20 protein-coding genes are annotated in these 22052 nt (G+C 62.1%); 13 read left to right on the forward strand and 7 right to left on the reverse strand.

Going from position 1 to position 22052, the window contains the following annotated elements:
• Nucleotides 1-5 precede the first annotated feature (5 nt).
• From ACYQ12_RS08280 to ACYQ12_RS08290, 3 genes are read right to left on the reverse strand one after another with little or no spacing between them, the layout of a single operon-like run.
• Complete coding sequence (locus tag ACYQ12_RS08280) at nt 6-1415, reverse strand: VTT domain-containing protein (RefSeq protein WP_459870078.1); 1410 nt, start codon at nt 1413-1415, stop codon at nt 6-8.
• A complete protein-coding gene (locus tag ACYQ12_RS08285) occupies nt 1412-2353 on the reverse strand; it encodes a diguanylate cyclase domain-containing protein (RefSeq protein ID WP_459870080.1) in 942 nt (313 codons plus the stop codon). The genes ACYQ12_RS08280 and ACYQ12_RS08285 overlap by 4 nt, the downstream gene beginning before the upstream one ends.
• Complete coding sequence (locus ACYQ12_RS08290; RefSeq protein WP_459870083.1) at nt 2350-3216, reverse strand: hypothetical protein; 867 nt, start codon at nt 3214-3216, stop codon at nt 2350-2352. The genes ACYQ12_RS08285 and ACYQ12_RS08290 overlap by 4 nt, the downstream gene beginning before the upstream one ends.
• 96 nt (nt 3217-3312) lie before the next feature.
• Here ACYQ12_RS08290 and ACYQ12_RS08295 point away from each other — a divergent pair, with 96 nt between their 5' ends.
• The 11 genes from ACYQ12_RS08295 (at nt 3313) to lipB (ending at nt 13574) form a co-directional block, all read left to right on the forward strand.
• Nucleotides 3313-4596 carry a glutamate-5-semialdehyde dehydrogenase gene (locus tag ACYQ12_RS08295; protein WP_459870086.1) on the forward strand — a complete coding sequence of 428 codons (1284 nt, stop codon included), beginning with the start codon at nt 3313-3315 and terminating at the stop codon, nt 4594-4596.
• On the forward strand, nt 4583-5251 hold the full coding sequence (gene nadD / locus ACYQ12_RS08300; RefSeq protein WP_459870088.1) for a nicotinate-nucleotide adenylyltransferase: 669 nt from the start codon (nt 4583-4585) through the stop codon (nt 5249-5251). The genes ACYQ12_RS08295 and nadD overlap by 14 nt, the downstream gene beginning before the upstream one ends.
• 79 nt (nt 5252-5330) lie before the next feature.
• Nucleotides 5331-5708: a ribosome silencing factor gene (gene rsfS, locus ACYQ12_RS08305; protein WP_459870091.1), complete on the forward strand. Its 378-nt coding sequence runs from the start codon at nt 5331-5333 to the stop codon at nt 5706-5708.
• On the forward strand, nt 5705-6172 hold the full coding sequence (gene rlmH / locus ACYQ12_RS08310; protein ID WP_459870094.1) for a 23S rRNA (pseudouridine(1915)-N(3))-methyltransferase RlmH: 468 nt from the start codon (nt 5705-5707) through the stop codon (nt 6170-6172). The genes rsfS and rlmH overlap by 4 nt, the downstream gene beginning before the upstream one ends.
• A 70-nt stretch (nt 6173-6242) precedes the next feature.
• Nucleotides 6243-8147 carry a penicillin-binding protein 2 gene (gene mrdA / locus ACYQ12_RS08315; RefSeq protein ID WP_459870096.1) on the forward strand — a complete coding sequence of 635 codons (1905 nt, stop codon included), beginning with the start codon at nt 6243-6245 and terminating at the stop codon, nt 8145-8147.
• Nucleotides 8134-9279, forward strand: a complete 1146-nt coding sequence (rodA, locus tag ACYQ12_RS08320; protein ID WP_459870098.1) for a rod shape-determining protein RodA — start codon at nt 8134-8136, stop codon at nt 9277-9279. The genes mrdA and rodA overlap by 14 nt, the downstream gene beginning before the upstream one ends.
• 31 nt (nt 9280-9310) lie before the next feature.
• Entirely contained in the window at nt 9311-10345 is a 1035-nt protein-coding gene (mltB, locus tag ACYQ12_RS08325) for a lytic murein transglycosylase B (protein WP_459870100.1), read from the forward strand.
• The gene (locus tag ACYQ12_RS08330) at nt 10345-11289 is read left to right on the forward strand and encodes a septal ring lytic transglycosylase RlpA family protein (RefSeq protein ID WP_459870103.1); all 945 of its coding nucleotides are present in this window, start codon (nt 10345-10347) and stop codon (nt 11287-11289) included. The genes mltB and ACYQ12_RS08330 overlap by 1 nt, the downstream gene beginning before the upstream one ends.
• A gap of 79 nt (nt 11290-11368) precedes the next feature.
• Nucleotides 11369-12493, forward strand: coding sequence for a D-alanyl-D-alanine carboxypeptidase family protein (locus tag ACYQ12_RS08335; protein ID WP_459870105.1), 1125 nt, complete (start codon nt 11369-11371; stop codon nt 12491-12493).
• A gap of 104 nt (nt 12494-12597) precedes the next feature.
• Entirely contained in the window at nt 12598-12909 is a 312-nt protein-coding gene (locus ACYQ12_RS08340) for an HP0495 family protein (RefSeq protein ID WP_459870107.1), read from the forward strand.
• Nucleotides 12909-13574: a lipoyl(octanoyl) transferase LipB gene (lipB, locus tag ACYQ12_RS08345; protein WP_459870110.1), complete on the forward strand. Its 666-nt coding sequence runs from the start codon at nt 12909-12911 to the stop codon at nt 13572-13574. Before ACYQ12_RS08340 ends, lipB begins: the two co-directional genes overlap by 1 nt.
• A gap of 114 nt (nt 13575-13688) precedes the next feature.
• On the opposite strand, the gene lipA is transcribed toward lipB, so the two are convergent.
• The 3 genes from lipA to ACYQ12_RS08360 all read right to left on the reverse strand — a co-directional run bounded on the left by lipA (nt 13689) and on the right by ACYQ12_RS08360 (nt 17046).
• Entirely contained in the window at nt 13689-14741 is a 1053-nt protein-coding gene (lipA, locus tag ACYQ12_RS08350) for a lipoyl synthase (RefSeq protein WP_459870113.1), read from the reverse strand.
• A 200-nt stretch (nt 14742-14941) separates the two neighbouring features.
• Nucleotides 14942-15958: a zinc-binding alcohol dehydrogenase family protein gene (locus ACYQ12_RS08355; RefSeq protein WP_459870116.1), complete on the reverse strand. Its 1017-nt coding sequence runs from the start codon at nt 15956-15958 to the stop codon at nt 14942-14944.
• A gap of 113 nt (nt 15959-16071) precedes the next feature.
• A complete protein-coding gene (locus ACYQ12_RS08360) occupies nt 16072-17046 on the reverse strand; it encodes a LysR family transcriptional regulator (protein WP_459870119.1) in 975 nt (324 codons plus the stop codon).
• 143 nt (nt 17047-17189) lie between these two features.
• Between ACYQ12_RS08360 and ACYQ12_RS08365 the strand changes: the two genes are divergently transcribed.
• The gene (locus ACYQ12_RS08365) at nt 17190-18605 is read left to right on the forward strand and encodes an acetyl-CoA carboxylase biotin carboxylase subunit (protein WP_459870122.1); all 1416 of its coding nucleotides are present in this window, start codon (nt 17190-17192) and stop codon (nt 18603-18605) included.
• Between the two features lie 9 nt (nt 18606-18614).
• Entirely contained in the window at nt 18615-20411 is a 1797-nt protein-coding gene (gene oadA, locus ACYQ12_RS08370) for a sodium-extruding oxaloacetate decarboxylase subunit alpha (RefSeq protein ID WP_459870125.1), read from the forward strand.
• Nucleotides 20412-20540: 129 nt separating this feature from the next.
• Here the strand turns inward: oadA and ACYQ12_RS08375 are convergent, their stop codons facing one another.
• On the reverse strand, nt 20541-21731 hold the full coding sequence (locus ACYQ12_RS08375) for an ammonium transporter (protein WP_459870128.1): 1191 nt from the start codon (nt 21729-21731) through the stop codon (nt 20541-20543).
• Nucleotides 21732-22052: the final 321 nt, after the last annotated feature.

Raw genomic sequence — 22052 nt, forward strand, 5'->3', positions numbered from 1 at the left:
CTGCCTCAGGCTGGCGGCAGCCAGAGGATGCGTATCGTCATGAGCACCAGTGAGGCAAGGCTCAGCGTCAGCCAGGGAGGCGAGGTCAGCGGCGCGTGGGCGAAGCGATGATAGCTGACCCGAGTCACGCCACATACCGTCAGGCCAAGCAGAGCGCCCCCGATCACGTCACTGGTCCAGTGCGTGCCCTCCACCAGGCGGGACAGCGCCATCAGTAGGCATAGGATGATGGCTGGCCAGTAGACATATGCCCGACGGCGCGATGACAGCGCCTGGGCGAAGAACGCACCTGCCAAGCCGTAGACCACCACGATGGTGGACATCAGTGTGTCTGGATAGGTCGGTGAACCGGGAACCTGCGAGGCGCCCGCAGCCATGCCGGCATTGATCTGGTGCTGGCTGAACAGCGCGTTGGCCACGGCGATGCCCCCGAAGGCCGAGACCAGATGGAAGAAAGCCGCATAATGGCGGGCTTTCAACAGCCATAGCATCCAAGGCAGGGTCAGAGCGATCACGCCGGGTGCATCACCGCTGAGAGCTACCGCCTGACTGAGACTGGCGAGCAGATCGAACTGGATGTGTTGCATGATCGATCTGATCTGCAGGTCCATAAGCAGCGGACCCTGCGTTTCCAGCACCCATAGCGTCCAGGCACATAATGCGGTGAGGCTAGTCATCAGCAGACACAGCGAGGCCAGCGGAAACTCTCCGCGAGAACGGGGAGAGCTCAGGGCGTTCCAGAGGCGCCTGCGCCAGGAGGAGTTCTGCGCCAGCCGCGCCAAGTGACGGTAGAGCCGACCTTCGAAGCTCAGCTGATAGCGTAGCCAGGAGAAGCTCACCGCCAGGAAGGCCACCGTCGTGGCGAGTATGATCAGCCAGCGATTCGTGCCTGGGGGAATGTCCAGCAGGCGTTGCCAGGAGTGCCCCAGCAAGTAGCCTGGCAACAGATAGGCCGGCGCCCAGGCCAGGGCGGACAGGATATTGACCCCCAGGAATCGCCCGGTCGGCATGTGCAGCATGCCCGCCACCAGCGGGATCAGGGGACGCACCGGCCCCACGAAGCGACCGATCAGGATCGACAGGATGCCGTAGCGAGTAAAGAAGGCCTGGCTGCGTTCGAGCCATTCGGGGTGACGATTGAAGGGCCAGGTCTGGGGAACGCGTTCGCGCTGGGTGTAACCGAGCCAGAAGCTCAACCCATCGCCAATGATGGCTCCGGCAAATCCGCTGGCCAGCACCAGGCTCAAGGCAACCTGCTGATGCCCGGCCAGAGAAGCGGCTGCGGTGATCAACACCACGCCTGGAACGACGAGGCCCACCACGGCCAGCGACTCGCACAGGGAAATCAGCAGAATGATCACGAGCAGCAACAGTGGCGAAGGGGAAAGCTGATAGAGCCACTCGGTAAGGTTCAAGAATGCGGCTCCATCAGCTTGTCTCCCGCAACGGCCAGGCGTTGCTCGAAATGGGAGTGGCTCTCCTGCTTGCCGAGACGTTTGACGCGAGAGTGGAACTCCAGCGGACCGGTCTCGGGAAAGAAGAGCTTGGCGGTCTCCTGGGACAGGCGCTCGCGGGCGTTCAGAGCGTTCGCTTCGGTGGTGTTGGGCAGCAGCAGCCAGAAAAGGCTGTGCTGATGGCGCCCCAGGATATCGCCGCGGCGCGTGTGAGTCGAAACGGTATGACTGAAACGCTTCAACAGAGCATGTCGTAACTGGAGGCCGAACTGCTCGCTCGCCACATCCAACTGCGGCAGGTGAATGATAAGAACGCTCAAGGGTTGATTCAGCGTCTGGGCACGCGAAATCTCGGTGTGCAGCCGTTCGCTCAGCGCGGTCCGCGACAGAGCGCCGCTTTCGGTGTCGTAGAGATCGGTGGCGCGTAGCAGACGGGTCTGGCTGGAGTACCACCACAATGGCAGCACGCCCGCCAGGATCAGCACGACGTAGTGCATGACGACGTCCCGCGAGAGCAGGGAGTCACCGAGTGATGCCAGCCAGACCGGCGCCAGCAGCACATTGAGCAGCATGGCAGGCCCGGGCGGAAGGAGAATCAGGGTCAGAACGGGAGGAAGCCCTATCCATAACGTGCCGGGATCGTCGAGATGGGGAAGCTCGGAGGCGACCATGAGATAACAGCTGATCAATACCAGATAGGAGGACAGGTGGCGCTTGTCGTGATGCGTCAGGCGTAACGCTGCGGCACCGGCGACCATCAGCGAGAGCAGCGCGGGCAGCAGGATTTGCGAGTAATGCCCCAGCAGATAGTGCCAGAAGGCGTACACCAGCAGCAGAGGGGCGCTGAAGACATAAACCAGTGTGACAAGCCGGGTCGAGACGAAGCGATGAGGCGTCACGTGCTGGCCTCCATGTCGATACGGAGAGGTTCCTGTTGCTGAGCGAGTTCCTGCGCCAGCAGGATGGGCGGTGTCGGCTCTTCGAGAGGCATCACGCGGGCCACGATCTCGCCCGGCAGTTGTTCGATGATGGCGTTGCGCCGCAGTCGGGCAGACTGTATGTCGCGGGTGATCAGGATAACGGCAAAGACGGTTCCGTTGAGCCAGTAGCAACTTTCGAAGGGGTAGGTGGCGGAATTCAGCGCCAGGCCCAGTTCCTCGGCGCTCAGCTGCTGGGGCGTGCGGGCGCGCAGCAGCAGCAGCTCTCCATAGGTGCCTTCGCGCTCGCTACGCGCGAGTTCGATCTCCAGGTCGTGGCTGAGACGTCCGGCTGACCACATGCGCATGCGTGGTGAGACGCGTGGGCGGATATCGATATTGTGGCGCAGCTGCATGAACGAGCGAGCATTGGCCAGACCCAGCAACAGCAGGCTGATCAACAGTACCGCCAGCACCAGACTCTGCTCCAGGCCCAGCGTATAGGTCATGCGCCACCAGGCGACGACCGACAGCACCGCTACGCTCAACTGGATCAGGGGTGGCTGGGGAAACAGCAGTAGAATGGGCCACGCCCATATCCAGATGCCATGGCGATACGGGTCGAGCCACAGCAGGCCGAGCACCAGCAGGGCGATGACCAGCGTGAGGTAGCGCAGATGGTGAGGGGGGCGCTTGGCCAACGCCATGCAGGCGAAAATCGCCGCACCGGCCCAGAGCAGCAGCGAAGTGGGGCTAGGCGCTTCCATCACCCCCAGAATCATGAGCAGGCCCGCTGTCGACAGGAACAGGACATTGGGCAGGCGTGTTTTGTACTTACGCTCCATGGTGCCTTACTATTGATCCGTTTTCTGGACGATGTCCGGCATTATAACGTTTGCATTGGCGCCGTCGCGTGCGCCCTTCAGGAGATGATTTCCGGCATGTTCTCACACTCGTCATCCGAGATCCGTGACGTCGCTGCCTATATGCATGAGCTGGGCGTCGTCGCGCGTCGTGCCAGCAGCCAGATGCGCCGTGTCGATACCGGACGCAAGAATGCGGCGCTGCGGGCCATCGCCCACCACCTCGAGGCGTCGCGTGATGCCCTGGAAAATGCCAACGAGGCGGATCTGGCGCGTGGGCGCGCTTCTCAGCTCGAAACGGCTCTGCTCGATCGCCTGGCCCTGACGCCGGCACGTATCGATACCATGATTGAGGGGCTTAACCAAGTGGCATCGCTGGCCGATCCGGTAGGAGAGGTCGATGGGCTGCGCTTTCTTCCCAGCGGGATTCAGGTCGGACAGATGCGCGTGCCGCTCGGCGTGATAGGCATCATTTTCGAATCCCGCCCCAATGTGACGGTGGAGGCCGCCAGCCTGTGCCTGAAATCGGGTAACGCCTGTATCCTGCGTGGCGGTTCCGAGGCCCGGGACAGCAACGCGGTCATTGCGTCCTGCATCAAGGCTGGGCTGGAAGATGCAGGACTGCCGGCCGGTGCCGTGCAGGTGGTGGCGACCACGGACCGGGCCGCCGTGGGCCACCTCATCACCATGCCCGAATTCGTGGACGTGATTATTCCCCGAGGTGGCAAGTCGCTGATCGAGCGCGTTTCACGCGAGGCCCGGGTGCCGGTGATCAAGCATCTCGACGGTATTTGCCACATCTATATCGATGCATCGGCGGATCTCGACAAGGCCCTGGCCATTGCGGTCAATGCCAAGACGCAACGCTACGGGACTTGTAACACCATGGAAACGTTGCTCATCGATGCGCCGGTGGCCGATACGCTGCTGCCGAAACTGGCCGAAGCCTATGCCGGGCATGGCGTCGAGCTGCGCGGGTGCCCGCGTACCTGCGAGATCGTGGCAGACGCCACGCCGGCCAGCGCGGCCGACTGGGATACCGAGTACTTGGCGCCGGTGCTGGCCATTCGCGTGGTCGAGGGCGTCGAGGCGGCCATGGAGCATATCGAGCGTCATGGGTCGCACCATACCGATGCCATCGTCACCGAGAACATCAGCCTGGCGCGACGCTTTCTCGCCGAGGTGGATTCCAGCTCGGTGATGGTCAACGCCTCGACGCGTTTCGCCGACGGCTTCGAATACGGGTTGGGAGCGGAAATCGGTATCTCCACCGACAAGCTGCACGCCAGGGGGCCTGTGGGCCTGGAAGGGCTGACGACACGCAAGTATGTCGTGTTTGGTGACGGTCATGTCCGTACCTGAACATGGCGCTGACCGCCATCCGCGTGTCGCCATGATGGGCGGGACCTTCGACCCTGTTCATCTTGGCCATCTGCGTAGTGCCGTGGAGCTTGGCGAGGCGCTGGCACTGGACCGGATCCACATGGTGCCTGCCCATGTGCCTCCCCATCGGGAAGCACCGGGCGTCTCCTCCGCTCAACGCCTGGCCATGCTCGAGGCCGGTATCGGCGATACGCCGCGCCTGATCGCCGATGGTCGCGAACTCGATCGCGATGGACCCTCCTATTCCGTAGACACGCTGGCTCTGCTGCGTGATGAAATAGGCTCCCAGGGGAGGCTGGTCATGGCGCTGGGGCATGATGCCTTTATCAAGCTGCATCGATGGCATGAGCCGAAGCGTCTGTTCGAGCTCGCCCATGTGGTGGTCATAGATCGTCCCGATCATGAAGCGCTGTGGCCCGCGGCGCTGATTGAACTAATCGGCAAGCGTGAAGTCGATAACGCTTTCGCGTTGATGCGTGAGCCTGCGGGAAGATTGTTGCGTCTGCGCCTGTCCAGCCGTATGGCGATTTCGGCGACCGGGATTCGGCAACGCCTGCAGCGGGGAGGCAGTGTGCGCTATCTGCTGCCTGAGGCGGTCGAACGGTATATCGTCCAACGCCGGCTCTATGCGTAAACGCTGACGGCAAGGGAATCCGCACGTAGAATGTGCTTGTACTGACCAGGATGGATTCCATCTATATTCACGAGGAGCTATGCAGATCGAAGCGCTCAAATCCCTGGTGGTGGATGCTCTTGAAGAACTCAAGGCACAGGACATCACCGAACTTGACGTGGCGGCATTGACTAGCGTCACGGATACCATGCTGGTGGCTAGCGGCACGTCGTCCCGCCATATCGGGGCTCTCGCCGACAACGTGGTGGAAAAGGCCAAGGAGGCGGGGGTTCGCCCGCTGGGGGTCGAAGGGGATCAGGGATCCGATTGGGTTCTAGTGGACCTGGGCGATGTCGTGGTCCATGTCATGATGCCGGATGCACGGCGGCTTTACGATCTCGAGCGTCTCTGGGCCGATCTGCCCAGCGATGATCTACGCGAGCGTCGTGGGGAGGAGGTACATGAGGCTCAGGGATGAAGCTGCGTTTGCTTGCGGTCGGCACGCGCATGCCGGACTGGGTCAGCCAGGGCGTCGAAGAGTATCGCAAGCGTCTGCCGCGTGACTTCTCTCTCGAAGTGGTCGAGATAGCCCCCGGCAAGCGTGGCAAGAATGCCGACATTGCCCGGGCTATCGAGGCTGAAGGTGGCCGAATGCTGGAAAAGCTGCGTGAAGGGGAACGGGTCGTGGCACTCGATGTGGTGGGACAGGCCTGGAGTACCGAGCGCCTGGCATCGGTTGCCGATGAGTGGCGTCATGAAGGTCGGGATGTGGCGCTGCTGGTGGGAGGCCCCGATGGGCTGGACCCACGTGTCGTTGCAAGGGCCGAACAGCGCTGGTCGCTGTCGGCTCTGACGCTGCCGCATCCTCTGGTTCGCATTCTTCTTGCCGAGCAGATCTATCGCGCCTGGACCCTGCTCTCTGGCCATCCTTACCATCGATAATCTGGATATGGCATTTGCCAACCCGTTCATGTGCCATTCCTGTCCTGTCAAGTGACCATGCGTTTCCTCCATGCGTAAACCCCGCAAAGCGATCAAGAACCCCAAGCAGGAAGTGCGCGTCTTCCATAACCGCTCGCTGGTTGCAGCGCTGGTTGTGCTGCTGATGACAGGTAGCCTGTTTGCCCGGCTCGTCTATCTGCAGGTTTACGAGCATGACATCTACATTACGCGCTCCGACAAGAACCGCGTGCGCGTCGAGCCCTTGCCGCCCACCCGCGGGCTCATCTATGACCGCAACGGTGAGTTGCTGGCCGAGAATCGTCCCACCTATAACCTGACCATGATCCGTGAGCATGTCGAGGACATGGATGCCACGCTCGATACCCTGGTCAAGATCCTGGGATTGCCGGACAGCGAGATCGAGACCTTTCGCGAACGGTCGCGTCAGCGTCAGCGTCCCTATCAACCCGCCCTGCTGATGAGCGATCTGACCGAGCAGCAGATCGCCAGTCTGGCGGTCAACCGTTACCGTCTGGCAGGGGTCGAGGTCGAGGCGCAACTGCTGCGCTACTACCCGGATGCCCAGATCATGTCGCATGTGCTGGGGTATGTGGGTCGCATCAATGTCGAGGAGCTCGCCGAACTCGATCCGGGGGATTACGCGGGAACGCATTTCATCGGCAAGACCGGCGTCGAGCGCTTCTATGAAGAGGAGCTTCACGGGCATGCCGGGCTGCGCAAGGTCGAGACCAATGCGCGTGGCCGGGTGCTGCGTGAATTGGGGCGCACGTATCCGGTGCCTGGCAAGGATATCACCCTGACCATCGACAAGCGCATGCAGCAGCTGGCCTTCGATCTGCTCGACGGGCGGCGCGGCTCGATCGTGGCCATCGAGCCCAAGACGGGCGACATCCTGGCCATGGTGTCGGCACCGGGGTTCGATACCAATCAGTTCGTCACCGGTATCGATTACGCTTCCTACCAGGCGTTGCAGAACGACATCGACCTGCCGTTGTTCAACCGGGCCAGTCGCGGCCAGTATCCGGCAGGGTCCACCATCAAGCCTTTCATGGCGCTTGCCGCACTGGAAAACGGCGTGGTGACGCCGGACGAGACCATCTACGACCCGGGATATTTCCAGCTTCCCGGCGACTCCCATCGCTACCGCAACTGGCTGCGCTGGGGACATGGTCGGGTGGATCTGGAGCGCGCCCTGGCGGTATCCAACAATACCTATTTCTATGACATGGCCAACCGTCTGGGGATCGATCGCATCTCGGAGTTCATGCACAAGTTCGGCTTCGGCGAGCGTACCGGTCTGGACATCTATGGCGCCTCCCAGGGGCTGATGCCGTCGCGTGAATGGAAGCGCGAGCGCTACCGCCAGGCGTGGTATCCCGGGGAGACGCTGTCGGTGGGCATCGGTCAGGGCTACTGGATGAATACTCCGCTGCAATTGGCGACCGCCGAGGCGGTACTGGCCAACCGCGGGCATTGGGTTCGCCCGCACCTGGCCAGCCGGGTCGGTAACGAGGAAGTGGCACCGCCGTTTCCCGACACCAAACCGGATATCGAGCTGCGCAACGACGGCTGGTGGGATCGGGTCTACAACGGCATGGAAAAGGTTGTCAGCGGGCGAGAGGGAACCGCACGGCGCATTGGCGTGGGGCTGGAATATCGCATGGCGGGCAAGTCGGGCACGGCTCAGGTCTTCTCGCTGGGGCAGGACCAGAAGTACAACGCCGATCAGCTTGCCGAGCGGCTGCGCGATCATGCTCTGTTCACCGCGTTTGCCCCGGTCGGGGATCCTCAGATCGCCGTGGCGGTCATCGTCGAGAACGCCGGCGGGGGAAGCTCGCATGCGGCACATCTGGCACGTGCGCTGATTGATGCCTGGCTGCTTCCGCCGGAGGAGATCACGCATGACGCCGAGGCGCTGATCAAGAAGGAGGTCGGGCACGATGATGACGCATGATTTTCAACGCACGTTGCGTGGTCAGGAAGCCGGGGTCTCCCGCAAGCGCACCTTGTGGTCGCGCATTCACCTCGACCCGTGGCTGCTGCTGCTGCTGCTCATCCTGCTCTCCGCTGGCTTGGTAGTGCTCTACAGTGCCAGCGGCAAGAGCCTGCATACCGTCACGGCGCAAGCGATCCGCTTCGGTATCGCGCTGGTGGGGATGTTTTTCATTGCCCAACTGTCGCCTTCCACGCTGTTTCGCTGGACGCCGCTGGTCTATGGCGCGGGTGTGCTGATGCTGGTCGCGGTGGAAGTGATGGGTGATATCGGCATGGGGGCGCAGCGCTGGCTGGAGATCCCGGGCCTGATCCGCTTTCAGCCCTCCGAGCTGATGAAGCTTGCCATGCCCATGATGGTAGCGGCCTACCTGCACCGTCGCGAGTTGCCTCCCAGCTGGCGGGATCTGGCGGTATGCGGCGTGATTCTTGCGGTTCCGGTGCTGCTGATCGCTCGGCAGCCGGATCTGGGCACATCGCTGCTGGTGGGCAGTGCCGCGGTGTTCGTGATCCTGCTGGCCGGGCTGTCATGGCGCTTCATCGCGCTCTTGGTGGGGCTGGCGGGTGCAGCGCTGCCGCTGTTGTGGATGAACATGCACAACTACCAGCGCCAGCGGGTACTGACGTTTCTCAATCCCGAGAGTGACCCGCTGGGAGCGGGGTGGAATATCATCCAGTCGAAAACCGCGATCGGTAGCGGGGGCATCTTCGGCAAGGGGTGGGGGCTGGGCACGCAGTCCCAGCTGGAATTCCTGCCCGAGAGTCACACCGACTTCATCGTCGCGGTATTGGGCGAGGAGTTCGGCCTCATCGGCATGAGTGTGATACTGCTGCTGTACCTGCTGATCGTCGGGCGTGGGCTGTTCATGGCCAACGGCGCTCAGGATACCTATGGACGGCTGTTGTCGGGCAGTATCATCCTGACGTTCTTCATCTACGTCTTCGTCAATATCGGCATGGTGAGCGGTATATTGCCCGTGGTGGGCGTGCCACTGCCGCTGGTCAGCTACGGCGGCACCTCCAGCGTGACGTTGCTGGCGGGTTTCGGTATTCTCATGTCGGTTCACACCCACCGTCGGCTGTTGGCTCGTTGACCAGGCGCTGCGATGAACAGGAGGCTTCACAATGATGCGGCGTTTCACGTATAGACACGCCATGCTGGCCGGAGTCACGGGCGTATGGTTGACGCTGGTGTCACCGGGCATCTTCGCTCGGGAGGACTTCGACCCGCAGCAGCATCCCGAGGTTCGGACCTTGATCAAAGAGCTGGCGCAGGAGGAGGGGCTGGATCCGCAGCGCCTGGCCGAGATCATGCGAGGTGCCGAGTTCCATCAGAGCGTGCTGGATGCGATGAGCGGTGCTGCCGAGCGCCACCTGCGTTGGGGGGAGTACCGCGATATCTTCATCCAGCCCGAGCGAATCAGTGAAGGAGTAGACTTCATTGCGGCACATGCCGACGCCTTCGCTCGTGCCGAGCAGCAATACGGCGTGCCCGCGGAGATCATTGCCGCCATCATCGGCGTGGAAACCCGTTATGGCGCCCATACGGGACGCCATCGCGTGCTCGATTCCCTGTCGACGCTGGCTTTTCATCATCCCACCCGCGGCGCCTTCTTTCGCGGCGAGTTGGCCGCCTTTCTGACCATCACCCTGTCGCAGGGGGTCGATCCGGGAGCGCTCAAGGGGTCCTACGCCGGGGCCATGGGATATCCGCAGTTCATCCCCACCAGTTATCAGGCCTATGCGGTGGATTTCGATGGGGATGGGCTGCGGGACCTGTGGGAAAACCCCGTGGATGCCATCGGTAGCGTCGCCAACTATTTCGCGCGTCATGGCTGGGTGAAGGACGCTCCGGTCGTTTCTGAAGCACAGGGACCGGCCGTGCCGCCGAGCGGTATCGAGTTCAACCTGGCGCGCCAACCCTATGTCAGCGTCGCACAGCTGCGCGAGAGGGGCATCACGGCGATGCGGGAAGCGTCGCTGGCACCGGATCGGCAGGTGATTCCCCTGGCGCTGGAAGTCGACGAAGGGCAGTACCGCTATGCCATGGGGCATGACAATTTCTATGTCATCACCCGCTATAACCACAGCTATCTCTATGCAATGGCTGTCACGACTCTGGCGGAGCGGATCCGAGCGGCCATGGACGAACAAACCTGATGCGATGGCTGGTTCTCGGCCTGGTCCTTGCGCTTCTGGCAGGGTGTGCCGGCAATGGCGGTACCTCGGGAGGGCGCTATCGGATGGCGCAAGACGCCTATCCCGATGCGCCGCCAGACGTCTCCCAGATTCCCGATGCCGTGCCGAAAGTCGAACCCCTGGCGCCTAGCGGCAATCGGTCGACGTATCAGGTCTGGGGCAAGACCTATCATGTCCTGCCCGATGCCCGGGGCTATCGCGCCGACGGGTTGGCATCATGGTACGGGGAGAAGTTTCAGGGCTATGCCACCGCCAGTGGCGAAACCTACGACATGTACAAGATGACGGCGGCGCACCGCTCCTTGCCGTTGCCGACCTATGCGCGCGTCACCAATACGAAAAATGGCCGCTCGGTCATCGTCAAGGTCAACGACCGTGGCCCCTTTCATGGCGATCGTCTTATCGATCTGTCCTATGCAGCGGCGGCCCGTCTCGATATTCTGCGCGGCGGAACCGGGCATGTATTTGTCGAGGCCATCGATCCGGTACAATGGCTGGCCGAACAGCGAAGCAGCAAGGGCACGGCGTCACCGGAGGGCGCGCAAGAGTCAGCCGATGCCGTCCGGCCCGGGCCTCCCGCATCTTCATCGGCACAGGTGTCAGGCCCGACCAGTGAGCGTGCACAGCCGCCCACGGTGCTGGCATCCTCGGATCATGCCGTCTCAAAGCCGCAAGGCGGCGGGCGGTATCTACAGGTGGCGGCATTGGGCTCTGCGGCCAATGCCCAGGCTCTCAAGGCCCGCCTGCAATCGCAGTTGTCGCGCCCGGTGCGTGTGGCAAGTTCCGCTTCCTTGCATCGTGTCCAGGTGGGACCGGTGCAGGATGCATCCACCCTTGAAGCCCTGAAGGCGGCGCTTCGTGAGGCCGGTTTCGACCAGCCTTTTGTAGTGACCGTCAACGAGTAATCCGTTCAGCGAGAAAACCTTTGTCATGAGAGTGTTCTGTCTTTCACCGTACATGTCCCGCCTCTCAGCGGTACTCCTCATGTTGTGCCTGTCTCTGGTGACGCTGTCGGCCAGGGCCCAGATGGTCATACCTTCACCGCCTTCCCTGGCTGCTTCCTCCTGGGTATTGATGGATGCTTACTCAGGCAAGATCCTGGTTGATCACAATGCGGATCAGCCCCTGCCGCCCGCCAGTCTGACCAAGATGATGACGGCCTATCTGGTCGAGCATGAAATGGACGAGGGCAACCTGTCGCCGGATGATCAGGTCATGATCAGCGAGAACGCCTGGCGTACCGGCGGGTCGCGAATGTTCGTTCAGGAAGGGACCACGGTCAGTGTCGAAAACCTGCTCAAGGGAGTGGTGATTCAGTCGGGCAACGATGCCAGCGTGGCACTGGCCGAACATATTGCAGGAGGCGAATCGACCTTTGCCGATCTGATGAACCAGCATGCCAAGCGCATGGGAATGAACAACTCCCACTTCGTCAATGCGACGGGGCTGCCGCACGAGGATCATTACTCCTCCGCCCACGATTTGGCCATTCTTGCTCGCCACATCATCAAGGACTATCCGGACCACTATCAGGTCTACTCGGAGAAGTACTTCACCTATAACGATATTCGTCAACCTAACCGTAACCGGCTGCTATGGCGTGACCCTGATGTCGATGGCCTGAAGACAGGCCACACCGACGAGGCGGGCTACTGTCTGGTAGCGTCGGCCAAGAAGGGAGAAACCCGGCTGATCGCGGTCGTCATGGGAACACGCTCCGAAGAGGCGCGCGCTCAGGAAACGCAGAAACTGTTGAGCTACGGTTTCCGCTTCTTTGAAACCAAGAAGCTGTACGACCGTGGCGCGGTTCTCAACGAGCCGCGCGTCTGGGGCGGCGAGCAGAATACGCTGCGCGTGGGCGTGACGGAAGACGTCTATATGACCGTGCCGCAGGGACGCAGCGATGAACTGACGGCGCGCCTCAACATCCAGCAGACCATCAAGGCGCCGGTCCAGGCCGGTCAGCAGGTGGGAACGCTGGAAATCAAGCTGGGAGATGAGGTGTTGGGTCAGCAGCCCTTGGTCGCTCTGGAGCCCGTGGAAGAGGGCGGCTTCTTCAAGCGGATCTGGGACTCCATCCGCCTGTTCATCGACGGCCTTTTCGACTGAGCCCTGCTGCAGGCCGCGTCGGGAGCCTCGCTCGACCTTCGCCCTTGGTAGACGGGCGAAGGTTGAGTAGAATACTCGGAAATATCATCTGTCGAGTGCACCTCATGACCGACAAGTCTCTACGGGATCTGCGTGTGTCGGATGCTCAGGCGGCGCCCGAGGCGCCCAAGGTTGAGTTTCCCTGTGAATATCCCATCAAGATCGTGGGCGACGCCGCTCCCGACTTCAAGACGACCGTGATCGATATAGTCGAAATCCACGCTCCCGATTTCGACCGTACCAGTATCCGCATGGTCGACAGTCGTAATGGCAGGTTCCAGTCGGTACGCGTGACGATTACCGCGACCGGGGAGGAGCAACTGCGTACGCTGTTCACTTCTCTCAAGGCCACCGGCCGTGTGCATATGGTGTTGTAATGGAGAGCGAGGGCGACTTGTCGCCGATCCAGTTGCACCGCCTGGGGCGGCGCGCCTATACACCGGTCTGGCAGGCCATGCGTGCGTTTACCGATAAACGTGATGCCCGGACACCTGATCAGTTCTGGCTGGTGGAGCACGAGCCGGTATTCACCCAGGGGCAGGCCGGCAAGCCCGAACATCTGCTGATGCCCGGCGACATTCCGGTAGTCGCCACCGACCGCGGAGGGCAGGTGACCTACCACGGGCCGGGGCAAGTGGTGCTATATCCGCTGCTTGATGTGCGACGCGCACGGCTGGGGGTGCGGGACCTGGTCACTGCCTTGGAAAGGGCGGTAATCAACCTGCTCGATTCACATGGCGTGGTGGCGCAAGCGCGCCCCGATGCGCCGGGGGTCTACGTGGGCGACGCCAAGATCGCCTCCCTCGGGCTGCGAATCCGGCGTGGCGCCAGCTTTCATGGGGTGGCGCTCAATATCGATGGCGATCTGTCACCCTTCTCGCGGATCAATCCCTGCGGCTATGCCGGCATGGCCATGACTCGGCTCGCCGATCTGGTCGATGACTGCCCCGATACCGACACGGCGGCTCTGCAACTGGCCGAGTTCCTGGCACGGGAACTGGGACGTAAACTCGCGCTGGCGGAGACGCCCGTCTGCACGTAGCCGCGCCAATCTCCCTCCGCTCCCGGCATCAGCAGAAACCCCGCCAGACTCATGATCTGGCGGGGTTTCTGCTATCCGCTGTACAGGCTCGCCGATATTCGAGGCCTGGTGCGTTCAGCCGACATTGACGGCCGCGATACGGTTCGAGTCGGGTTCATGGCCAGGCACGGCAGCAGGGGAGGCCAGGCCGAGATTGTTCTTCTCGAATACCCTGTCAGCCCTGTAGCTTGAGCGAACCAGCGGACCGGAAGGCACTTCCATGAAGCCCTTCTCCAAACCCAGAACGCGATAGCGCTCGAACTCCTCCGGGGTAACCCAGCGTTCCACCGGCAGGTGGTTGCGCGTGGGCTGCAGGTACTGGCCCAGGGTGACGATGTCCACACCGATGGCGCGCAGGTCGTCGAAGGTCTGGAGGATCTCCTCTTCCGTCTCGCCGAGCCCCAGCATCAGGCTGGTCTTGGTGACGATCTCGGGGCGATGTCGCTTGGCATGGGCCAGTACGTCGAGTGTCTTGCGATAGCCGGCACGCGGGTCGCGCACGCGTCGGGTCAAGCGCTCCACGGTCTCGACGTTCTGGGCGAACACCTCGAGGCCGGAGTCGACGACCCGCTCGATGGCGCTGGTCACGCCGTTGAAATCCGGCGTCAGGGCTTCCACTGCGACCTCGGGGGTGCGTGACTTGATGGCGCGGATGCAGTCGGCATAATGGCCGGCACCGCCATCGGCAAGATCGTCGCGGTCCACGGAAGTGAGAACCACGTAGCGCAGCCCCATAAGCTCCACCGACCTGGCGGTGTTCTCCGGCTCCTCGGCATCCAGCCAGCCCTGCGGGTTGCCGGTATCCACGGCGCAGAAACGGCAGGCGCGGGTACACACCGAACCCATCAGCATGATGGTCGCCGTGCCGTTACTCCAGCATTCGCCCATGTTCGGGCAGTGGGATTCGGCGCAGACGGTGCTGAGCCGGTGCTTGGCCACGTTCTTCTTCACGGCATCGAAGCGTTCGCCACCGGGGACCTGGGCGCGCAGCCATTGCGGCTTGCGCCCGCTGACGCCGCCGCCCTCGGCCTGACTACGCACTTTCATGCCGTCCTTGATGGCGGCGATGCCATGGTCGTTGCGATATTTCTCGCCACTGGAGACGCGTTTGGAAGGGGTGTCGCTCATAGCTGTGAGCCTCTCTGCTTGCAGGGCCAACGACGCCGGGACTGCGTTACCACGGGTCCACCGGGAGTGCGCCGGCCGGCGTTTTCAGGCAGTCTGGCACGTCGAATGATGCGTGGATCTTGGTGCATAAATTACCACAGGAGACGTCATGCTGGACAGCGGGCCCTGGCAAGCCGCCGCTTGACGTCAGGCCGGTAAGGCTAAGCCATTGCCGTCAGCACGAGCTTGCCGGTGACGTGGCCCTCTTCGAGCTTGCGGTGCGCCTTGCCGAGATTCTCGGGCGTCAACGGACCGACGACTTCGCTCAGTGTCGAGTGCAGGCGCCCGGCATCGAAGTGCTCAGCCATTTTTGCCAGCGCCTGACCCTGATGCTCGATATGGTAGCCATGCAGCGGGCGGGCGAACATGAACTCCCAGCTGAACGTCACGGCCTTACCCTGCAGTTGGTTGAGGTCGACGCTCTTTTGCGTCTCGGCGATCGCCACGATATGGCCGAGCGGACGAATGAGCTCGTTCATGTTATCCCAATGATCGCCAATGTCGTGGCAGTTGAAGATGTAGTCGACTTCCGGATGGCCGGCACGCTGCATGGTATTGACCAGGTCGTGATGATCGACGATTTCATGCGCCCCCATGTTGCGGCACCACTCGATGGATTTTTCACGTGACGCGGTGGCGATGACCTTGATGCCGGTCAGCTGACGTGCCAGCTGGATGGCGATCGAGCCTACACCGCCGGCACCGTTGATGATCAGCAGGGTCTCGTCTTGGTGCGTATCGTTGCCCTGCGACAGCTTCAGCTTGTCGAACAGCGCTTCCCAGGCGGTCAATGCCGTCAGCGGCATGGCTGCCGCCTCTTCGGGCTTGAGTTTCTGCGGTGCCTTGGCGGCCAGGCGTGCATCGACGAGCTGATATTGCGCATTGCAACCGGGACGCTCGACCTCGCCGGAATAGTACACCCGGTCTCCCTTGGCAAAGCCGCTTACCTTGTCACCGATGGCTTCCACTTGGCCAGCGACGTCCCACCCCAGCACATGCTGTTGGTCGCTGGGCAGAAAGGCCCCCTGACGGATCTTGGTGTCGACCGGGTTGACCGACACCGCTTCTATACGCACCAGCAGATCCCATTCGCCGGGCTGCGGTGTTTCGCGTTCGATGAACTCAAAGGCGCGCTCGGGCGTTGCTTCAGGATGGCCGGTAGTGGCGATGGCTTTCATGTCACGCTCCCTGTGTGGAGAAGATAAACTTAAACTGTATCGTGAAGGTAAAGGTCCAGTCCCAGATGCGGGCGAGCACCGCAGGAATCAACCGCATGCGGGCAGACAGAACGTCAGGTGGTACAGACGAAACTGGGACCCGGTGCCGCTTCCAGCGGTGCTCGGAAGTGAGCGTTGAGCTCCGGTAGCAGTTCGCGAACGAAGCGCAGAAACAGTTCGGTGACCGGTGTCGGGTAACGGTCCTTGGGGTAGACCGTGCACCAGGAACGCCGCAGCGGAAAGCCGGGCAAGTTGGGTGAGGCGAGAAGGCCTGAGGCAAGCTCCAACTGCACCGCCAGGCGTGGCAGAATCGCCACGCCAAGATGCGCCATGACACCCTGCTTGATGGCCTCGTTGGTCCCCAGCTCGATGGTGTGATGCAGCGAGACGCGCTCGCGGGCGGCAAAGTCCTCGAAGGCGGTACGCGTACCGGAGCCCGGCTCCCGCATCAGCACGTAGTGATGAGCGAAATCCTCCAGAGTCGGAGACGTCGCGGTCAGCAGCGGATGACCGGGCCACACGATGGGGATCATCTCGTTGTCGAGAATCGGCATGAACGCCAGGTTGGCATCCTCCGGCACCATGCCCATGATCACCAGATCATCGCGACGCTCGGCGAGGCGCTCCAGCGCCTGACCGCGGTTGCAGACCCGCAGACGAATCTGGACTTCGGGATAGCGGGCCCGGAAGCGCGCCAGGATATGCGGCACCACATATTGCGCAGTACTGACCGCCGCCAGGTTCAGCTCACCGCGAATGGTGCCGGCCAGCTCGGAGAGCTCCATCTGCAGGCTGGACACCTGCCCGAAGATGGACTGCACCGAGGCCGACAGGGCGTCGGCGGCGGGCAACACATGCAGTGTCTTGCCAGCATATTTGAAGAGTGGCTGCTCGAGCGCCTGTTCGAGCTGGCGGATCTGCGCACTGACCGCCGGCTGTGTCAGGCCGAGCTGTTCCGCAGCGCGCGAGTAGGACTGCTGTCGATAGACGGCCTGAAAGACCTGAAGCTGACGAAACGTCAGACGGTTGAGCAGATTGGGTCGTGACATCGACGTCCCCGAGGGCAGCTATAAGCTATCCCTTATAGGATGGCAAAAAAATATCAATTTTTCTATTGGCTCTTGTCTGGGTAGCGTTGAACGCAGGAAACGGGCGGCACTGATTCCCGTCGACGCAACCCGGAGGGCATACGGTGTTCAAGAAACTTCTCATCGCCAATCGTGGCGAGATCGCTGTGCGTATTGTACGCGCCTGTGCCGAGATGGACATACGTTCGGTCGCGATTTACACCGAGCCGGATCGTTTCGCCCTGCACGTCAAGCGTGCCGATGAAGCCCACTTCGTGGGGGATGATCCGCTGGCCGGCTATCTGGACCCGCGACGGATCGTCGATCTGGCCCGCGAGACGGGCTGCGACGCGATCCATCCCGGTTACGGGTTTCTTTCCGAGAATGCCGATTTTGCCCGTATCTGTAGCGAGGCCGGTATCACCTTCGTCGGGCCCGACGCCTCGGTGATTGCGCGCATGGGCGACAAGACGGCGGCGCGTGCGGCCATGCGCGAGGCGGGCGTGCCTGTCACGCCAGGATCGGAAGACAACCTGGCATCCTGCGAGGAGGCCTTGAACCTGGCCGAAACCATCGGTTATCCGGTCATGCTCAAGGCCACCTCCGGCGGCGGCGGGCGCGGCATTCGCCGCTGCGACACGCCGGCTCAGCTCAGGCAGGCCTGGGATCGCGTGATCTCCGAAGCGACCAAGGCGTTCGGCTCGGCTGACGTGTTCATGGAAAAGTGCGTCGTCGATCCGCACCATATCGAGGTGCAGATTCTTGCCGACCGCCATGGCGGCATCATCCACCTTTTCGAGCGCGACTGCTCCATCCAGCGCCGCAATCAAAAGCTGATCGAGATTGCGCCGAGTCCCCAGTTGACGCCGGAGCAACGCTCCTATGTGGGTGAGATGGCGGTTCGTGCCGCTGCCGCGGTCGGCTATGAGAATGCGGGCACCGTGGAGTTTCTCGTCAAGGGCAACGAGGTGTACTTCATGGAGATGAACACCCGGGTCCAGGTCGAGCATACCATCACCGAATCGATTACCGGCGTCGATATCGTGCGTGAGCAGATTCGTGTCGCGGCAGGGCACAAGCTGGCCTTTCGTCAGGAAGACATCCGCCATCACGGCTTCGCCATCCAGTTTCGCATCAACGCCGAGGATCCCAAGAACGATTTTCTGCCCTCCTTCGGACGCATTACGCGTTACTACGCGCCGGGCGGACCGGGTGTGCGTACCGACACGGCGATCTACACCGGCTATACCATTCCGCCGTACTTCGACTCCATGTGCCTCAAGCTCATCGTCTGGGGGATGACCTGGGAGGAGACGCTCAACCGGGGCATCCGGGCCCTCAACGACATGCGCCTGCAGGGCGTGAAGACCACTGCGCCTTACTATCAGGAGATTCTGCGCCATCCGGACTTCCGCAGCGGTCATTTCGACACCGGCTTCGTCCCCGCGCATCCGGAGCTTCTGAATTACTCGGTGAAACGCAATCCCGAGGAAGTCGCCCTGGCCATCGCCGCCGCCATCGCCGCACATGCCGGCCTGTAAGGAGAAGTCATGAACAAGGTCAATGTCACTGATGTCGTGCTGCGCGACGGTCACCAGTCCCTCATCGCCACGCGCCTGCGCACCGAGGACATGCTGCCGGTCTGCGGCAAGCTCGACGCCATCGGCTACCATTCACTGGAAGTCTGGGGCGGCGCCACCTTCGATGCCTGCGTGCGTTTTCTGAAGGAGGATCCTTGGGCGCGGCTGGCAGCATTGAAGGAGGCGCTGCCCAACACGCCGCTGCAGATGCTGCTGCGCGGCCAGAATCTGCTTGGCTATCGCCACTATGCCGATGATGTGGTCGAGCGATTCGTCGCCAGGTCGGCGGAGAACGGCATCGACATCTTCCGCGTCTTCGATGCCCTGAACGATCTGCGCAATCTGGAAACCGCCATGCGTGCGGTCAAGGCCAGCGGCAAGCATGCCCAGGGGACCATTTGCTACACGGTCAGCCCGGTGCATACGCTGGACATGTATGTCGATCAGGCCAAGCGACTGCTCGACATGGGCGCCGACTCCATTGCCATCAAGGACATGGCAGGCCTGCTCACGCCTTACGCCACGGGCGAGCTGGTAGCGGCACTGGTCGAGGCCGTCGAGGTGCCGGTGCATCTGCACGCTCACGCGACATCGGGTCTGGCGCCGATGTGCCAGGTCAAGGCCGTAGAGGCCGGTTGCCGGCATATCGATACCTGCATTTCGGCGTTTGCCGGCGGCACCAGCCATCCCGCTACCGAATCCATGGTGGCGGCCTTTCAGGGCACCGGTTATGACACCGGGCTCGACCTGGAGGCGCTCAAGGAGATCGGCGACTACTTTCGCGAGGTACGCAAGAAATACGCAGCCTTCGAGAGCGAGTTCACCCGCGAGGATGTCTCGGTGCAGATCAATCAGGTGCCGGGTGGCATGATGTCCAATCTGGCCAACCAGTTGAAGGAGCAGAATGCCCTGTCGAAGATTCGCGAGGTGTTCGACGAAATTCCCCGGGTGCGTGCCGACCTGGGCTATCCGCCGCTGGTGACGCCGACATCGCAGATCGTGGGTACCCAGGCGGTCATGAACGTGCTGATGGGCAGTCGCTATAAATCCATTACCAACGAGGTCAAGCGCTACCTGCTGGGCGGCTATGGCCAGCCGCCGGCAGCCGTGGACGAGAAGGTGCGTCGGTTGGCGATCGGTAACGAACCGGTGGAGGAGGGGCGTCCGGCAGATCGCCTGAATCCCGAAATGTCTCGCCTGGCCCAGGAGATCGGGGATCTGGCCGGAAATGAAGAGGACGTACTGACTTTCGCCATGTTCCCCGATCTTGGCCGGGAATTCCTGCAGGGGCGCCGCGACGGCACGCTCAAGCCCGAGCCGTTGCCGGCGCCTGCCGAAATGGCGGGACGCCCGGTGACCGAAGGAACGCCCACCGAATTCGTGATCGACGTCCATGGCGAGTCCTACGAGGTGCAGATCACCGGTGTCGGTCGCAACATGGGGGGCAAGCGTCAGATCTATCTGACCCTCGATGGCATGCCCGAAGAAGTGCTCTTCGAGGCCAAGGACGATTTCGTCGGCGGCCAGGCTTCTGGCCGGGCACAAGCCACCGCGCCGGGCCATGTCACGACCTCAATGCCTGGTAACATCGTGGATGTACTGGTTGAGACCGGTGACAGCGTGACCGAGGGACAGGCGGTGTTGATTACCGAGGCGATGAAGATGGAAACCGAGGTCCAGGCACGGGTTTCCGGTACCGTCAAGGCGATTCATGTGGCCAAGGGCGATCGGGTCACGCCCGGTGAGGTACTCATCGAGATCGAGTAGCTGTGCCGGCTCTCTCTGTTGCCCCGGCTTGTCCGGGGCTTTTTCGTGCATGCGGCCTCGTGGCGGGCCGAGAATCGCCGGTAGAACGAGTCCGGGCACTACTGGCCCAGGTTCATGTTACGGCGCGCCTTACTCGCCACGCGGTGTGGCACTGATCTTGTGCAGGGAAAGATCCGCACCTTGGTACTCCTGCTCTTCGGAAAGGCGTATCCCGACACTGGCCTTGAGGCCGCCATAAACGATGGCGCCGGCGAGCAGGGCCAGGGCGATGCCGCCCAGGGTACCGATCATTTGTGCCACGAGGCTCACGCCCCCCAGGCCGCCCAGCGCACTCTGCCCGAAGATACCGGCGGCAATACCGCCCCAGGCACCGCATAGACCGTGCAGCGGCCAGACGCCGAGTACATCGTCGATCTTCCAGCGATTCTGGGTCAGGGTGAACAGCCAGACGAAAATGGCGCCTGCAATCAATCCCGTGGCCAGGGCGCCGAGCGGGTGCATCAGATCGGAGCCGGCGCACACGGCCACCAGGCCGGCCAGTGGCCCGTTATGGATGAAGCCCGGATCGTTGCGCCCTGTCGCCATGGCGGCGAGGATACCGCCGACCATTGCCATCAGCGAGTTGACCGCGACCAGCCCGCTGATGCCGTCCAGGGTCTGGGCGGACATGACGTTGAATCCGAACCAGCCCACGGTCAATGTCCAGGCACCCAGAGCCAGGAAGGGAATGCTGGAGGGCGGGTGCGCGGCCACGGCACCATGGCGCGGATAGCGTCCCTTGCGCGGGCCCAGCAGAAGCACGGCCACCAGGGCGACCCAGCCCCCGAAGCCATGCACGACCATGGAGCCGGCAAAATCGTGGAAGGCGTGGCCGAAGCTGGCTTCAAGCCATGCTTGAAGGCCGAAATTGCCATTCCACACCAGTCCCTCGAAGACGGGGTAGGCCAGCCCGACCAGAAGCAGCGTAGCGGTAAATTGCGGATAGAAGCGGGCGCGTTCGGCAATGCCGCCGGAAATGATCGCCGGTATCGCGGCGGCGAAAGTCAGAAGAAAGAAGAATCTGATCAGCCCGTACCCGTGATCGGCAGCGAGTGTCGTGGCATCACTGAAGAAGCCGCTGCCATAGGCCAAGGCATATCCGAGTGTGAAATAGGCCACCGTGGATGCGGCAAAATCCGTGATGATCTTGACCAGGGCATTGACCTGATTCTTGGAGCGGACGGTGCCGACCTCAAGAAAGGCAAAGCCGGCATGCATGGCCAGCACCATGCAGGCGCCCAGAAGGAGAAACAGAACATCGGCGCTGGAAGGAGTCGGCATTGGGTGTGTACCTGTCATTCTCGTTGAAAAAAGCCGCGGGTTGGCGCGGCCGTGCATGGGAATCCGTCATGCACAAAATGTGCCTATAATATTATCTTTTAAAATCAATGAGTTATTTTTGCATGCTTGTTTATGACGCATTTATGGCATTAATTTGGTGCATTCTCGAAGAGGGGTGAACTTTTGTGGTGCAAAGAGTGCCGCCGGTGTTCCTCGACGGTGCAGGCAGACGGGAGCGCCAGCAGGATACCTGCAGGGGACAGGCGAGCCGGATGTCGCATGATCTCGGTAGGCAATGAACTGGCTGAAAGAGGCGTGCGG

This window comes from Halomonas shantousis, from assembly GCF_054654615.1.

Excerpts from the sequence above, each read along its gene's own strand:
- ACYQ12_RS08355 (WP_459870116.1), bottom strand. The coding sequence starts at position 15,958 with ATGAAAGCCATCGCCACTACCGGCCATCCTGAAGCAACGCCCGAGCGC.
- ACYQ12_RS08295 (WP_459870086.1), top strand. The coding sequence starts at position 3,313 with ATGTTCTCACACTCGTCATCCGAGATCCGTGACGTCGCTGCCTATATG.
- ACYQ12_RS08335 (WP_459870105.1), top strand. The coding sequence starts at position 11,369 with ATGTTGTGCCTGTCTCTGGTGACGCTGTCGGCCAGGGCCCAGATGGTC.
- rsfS (WP_459870091.1), top strand. The coding sequence starts at position 5,331 with ATGCAGATCGAAGCGCTCAAATCCCTGGTGGTGGATGCTCTTGAAGAA.
- ACYQ12_RS08290 (WP_459870083.1), bottom strand. The coding sequence starts at position 3,216 with ATGGAGCGTAAGTACAAAACACGCCTGCCCAATGTCCTGTTCCTGTCG.
- mltB (WP_459870100.1), top strand. The coding sequence starts at position 9,311 with ATGATGCGGCGTTTCACGTATAGACACGCCATGCTGGCCGGAGTCACG.
- ACYQ12_RS08360 (WP_459870119.1), bottom strand. The coding sequence starts at position 17,046 with ATGTCACGACCCAATCTGCTCAACCGTCTGACGTTTCGTCAGCTTCAG.
- rlmH (WP_459870094.1), top strand. The coding sequence starts at position 5,705 with ATGAAGCTGCGTTTGCTTGCGGTCGGCACGCGCATGCCGGACTGGGTC.
- ACYQ12_RS08375 (WP_459870128.1), bottom strand. The coding sequence starts at position 21,731 with ATGCCGACTCCTTCCAGCGCCGATGTTCTGTTTCTCCTTCTGGGCGCC.
- lipA (WP_459870113.1), bottom strand. The coding sequence starts at position 14,741 with ATGAGCGACACCCCTTCCAAACGCGTCTCCAGTGGCGAGAAATATCGC.
- nadD (WP_459870088.1), top strand. The coding sequence starts at position 4,583 with ATGTCCGTACCTGAACATGGCGCTGACCGCCATCCGCGTGTCGCCATG.
- lipB (WP_459870110.1), top strand. The coding sequence starts at position 12,909 with ATGGAGAGCGAGGGCGACTTGTCGCCGATCCAGTTGCACCGCCTGGGG.
- rodA (WP_459870098.1), top strand. The coding sequence starts at position 8,134 with ATGATGACGCATGATTTTCAACGCACGTTGCGTGGTCAGGAAGCCGGG.
- mrdA (WP_459870096.1), top strand. The coding sequence starts at position 6,243 with ATGCGTAAACCCCGCAAAGCGATCAAGAACCCCAAGCAGGAAGTGCGC.
- oadA (WP_459870125.1), top strand. The coding sequence starts at position 18,615 with ATGAACAAGGTCAATGTCACTGATGTCGTGCTGCGCGACGGTCACCAG.
- ACYQ12_RS08340 (WP_459870107.1), top strand. The coding sequence starts at position 12,598 with ATGACCGACAAGTCTCTACGGGATCTGCGTGTGTCGGATGCTCAGGCG.
- ACYQ12_RS08330 (WP_459870103.1), top strand. The coding sequence starts at position 10,345 with ATGCGATGGCTGGTTCTCGGCCTGGTCCTTGCGCTTCTGGCAGGGTGT.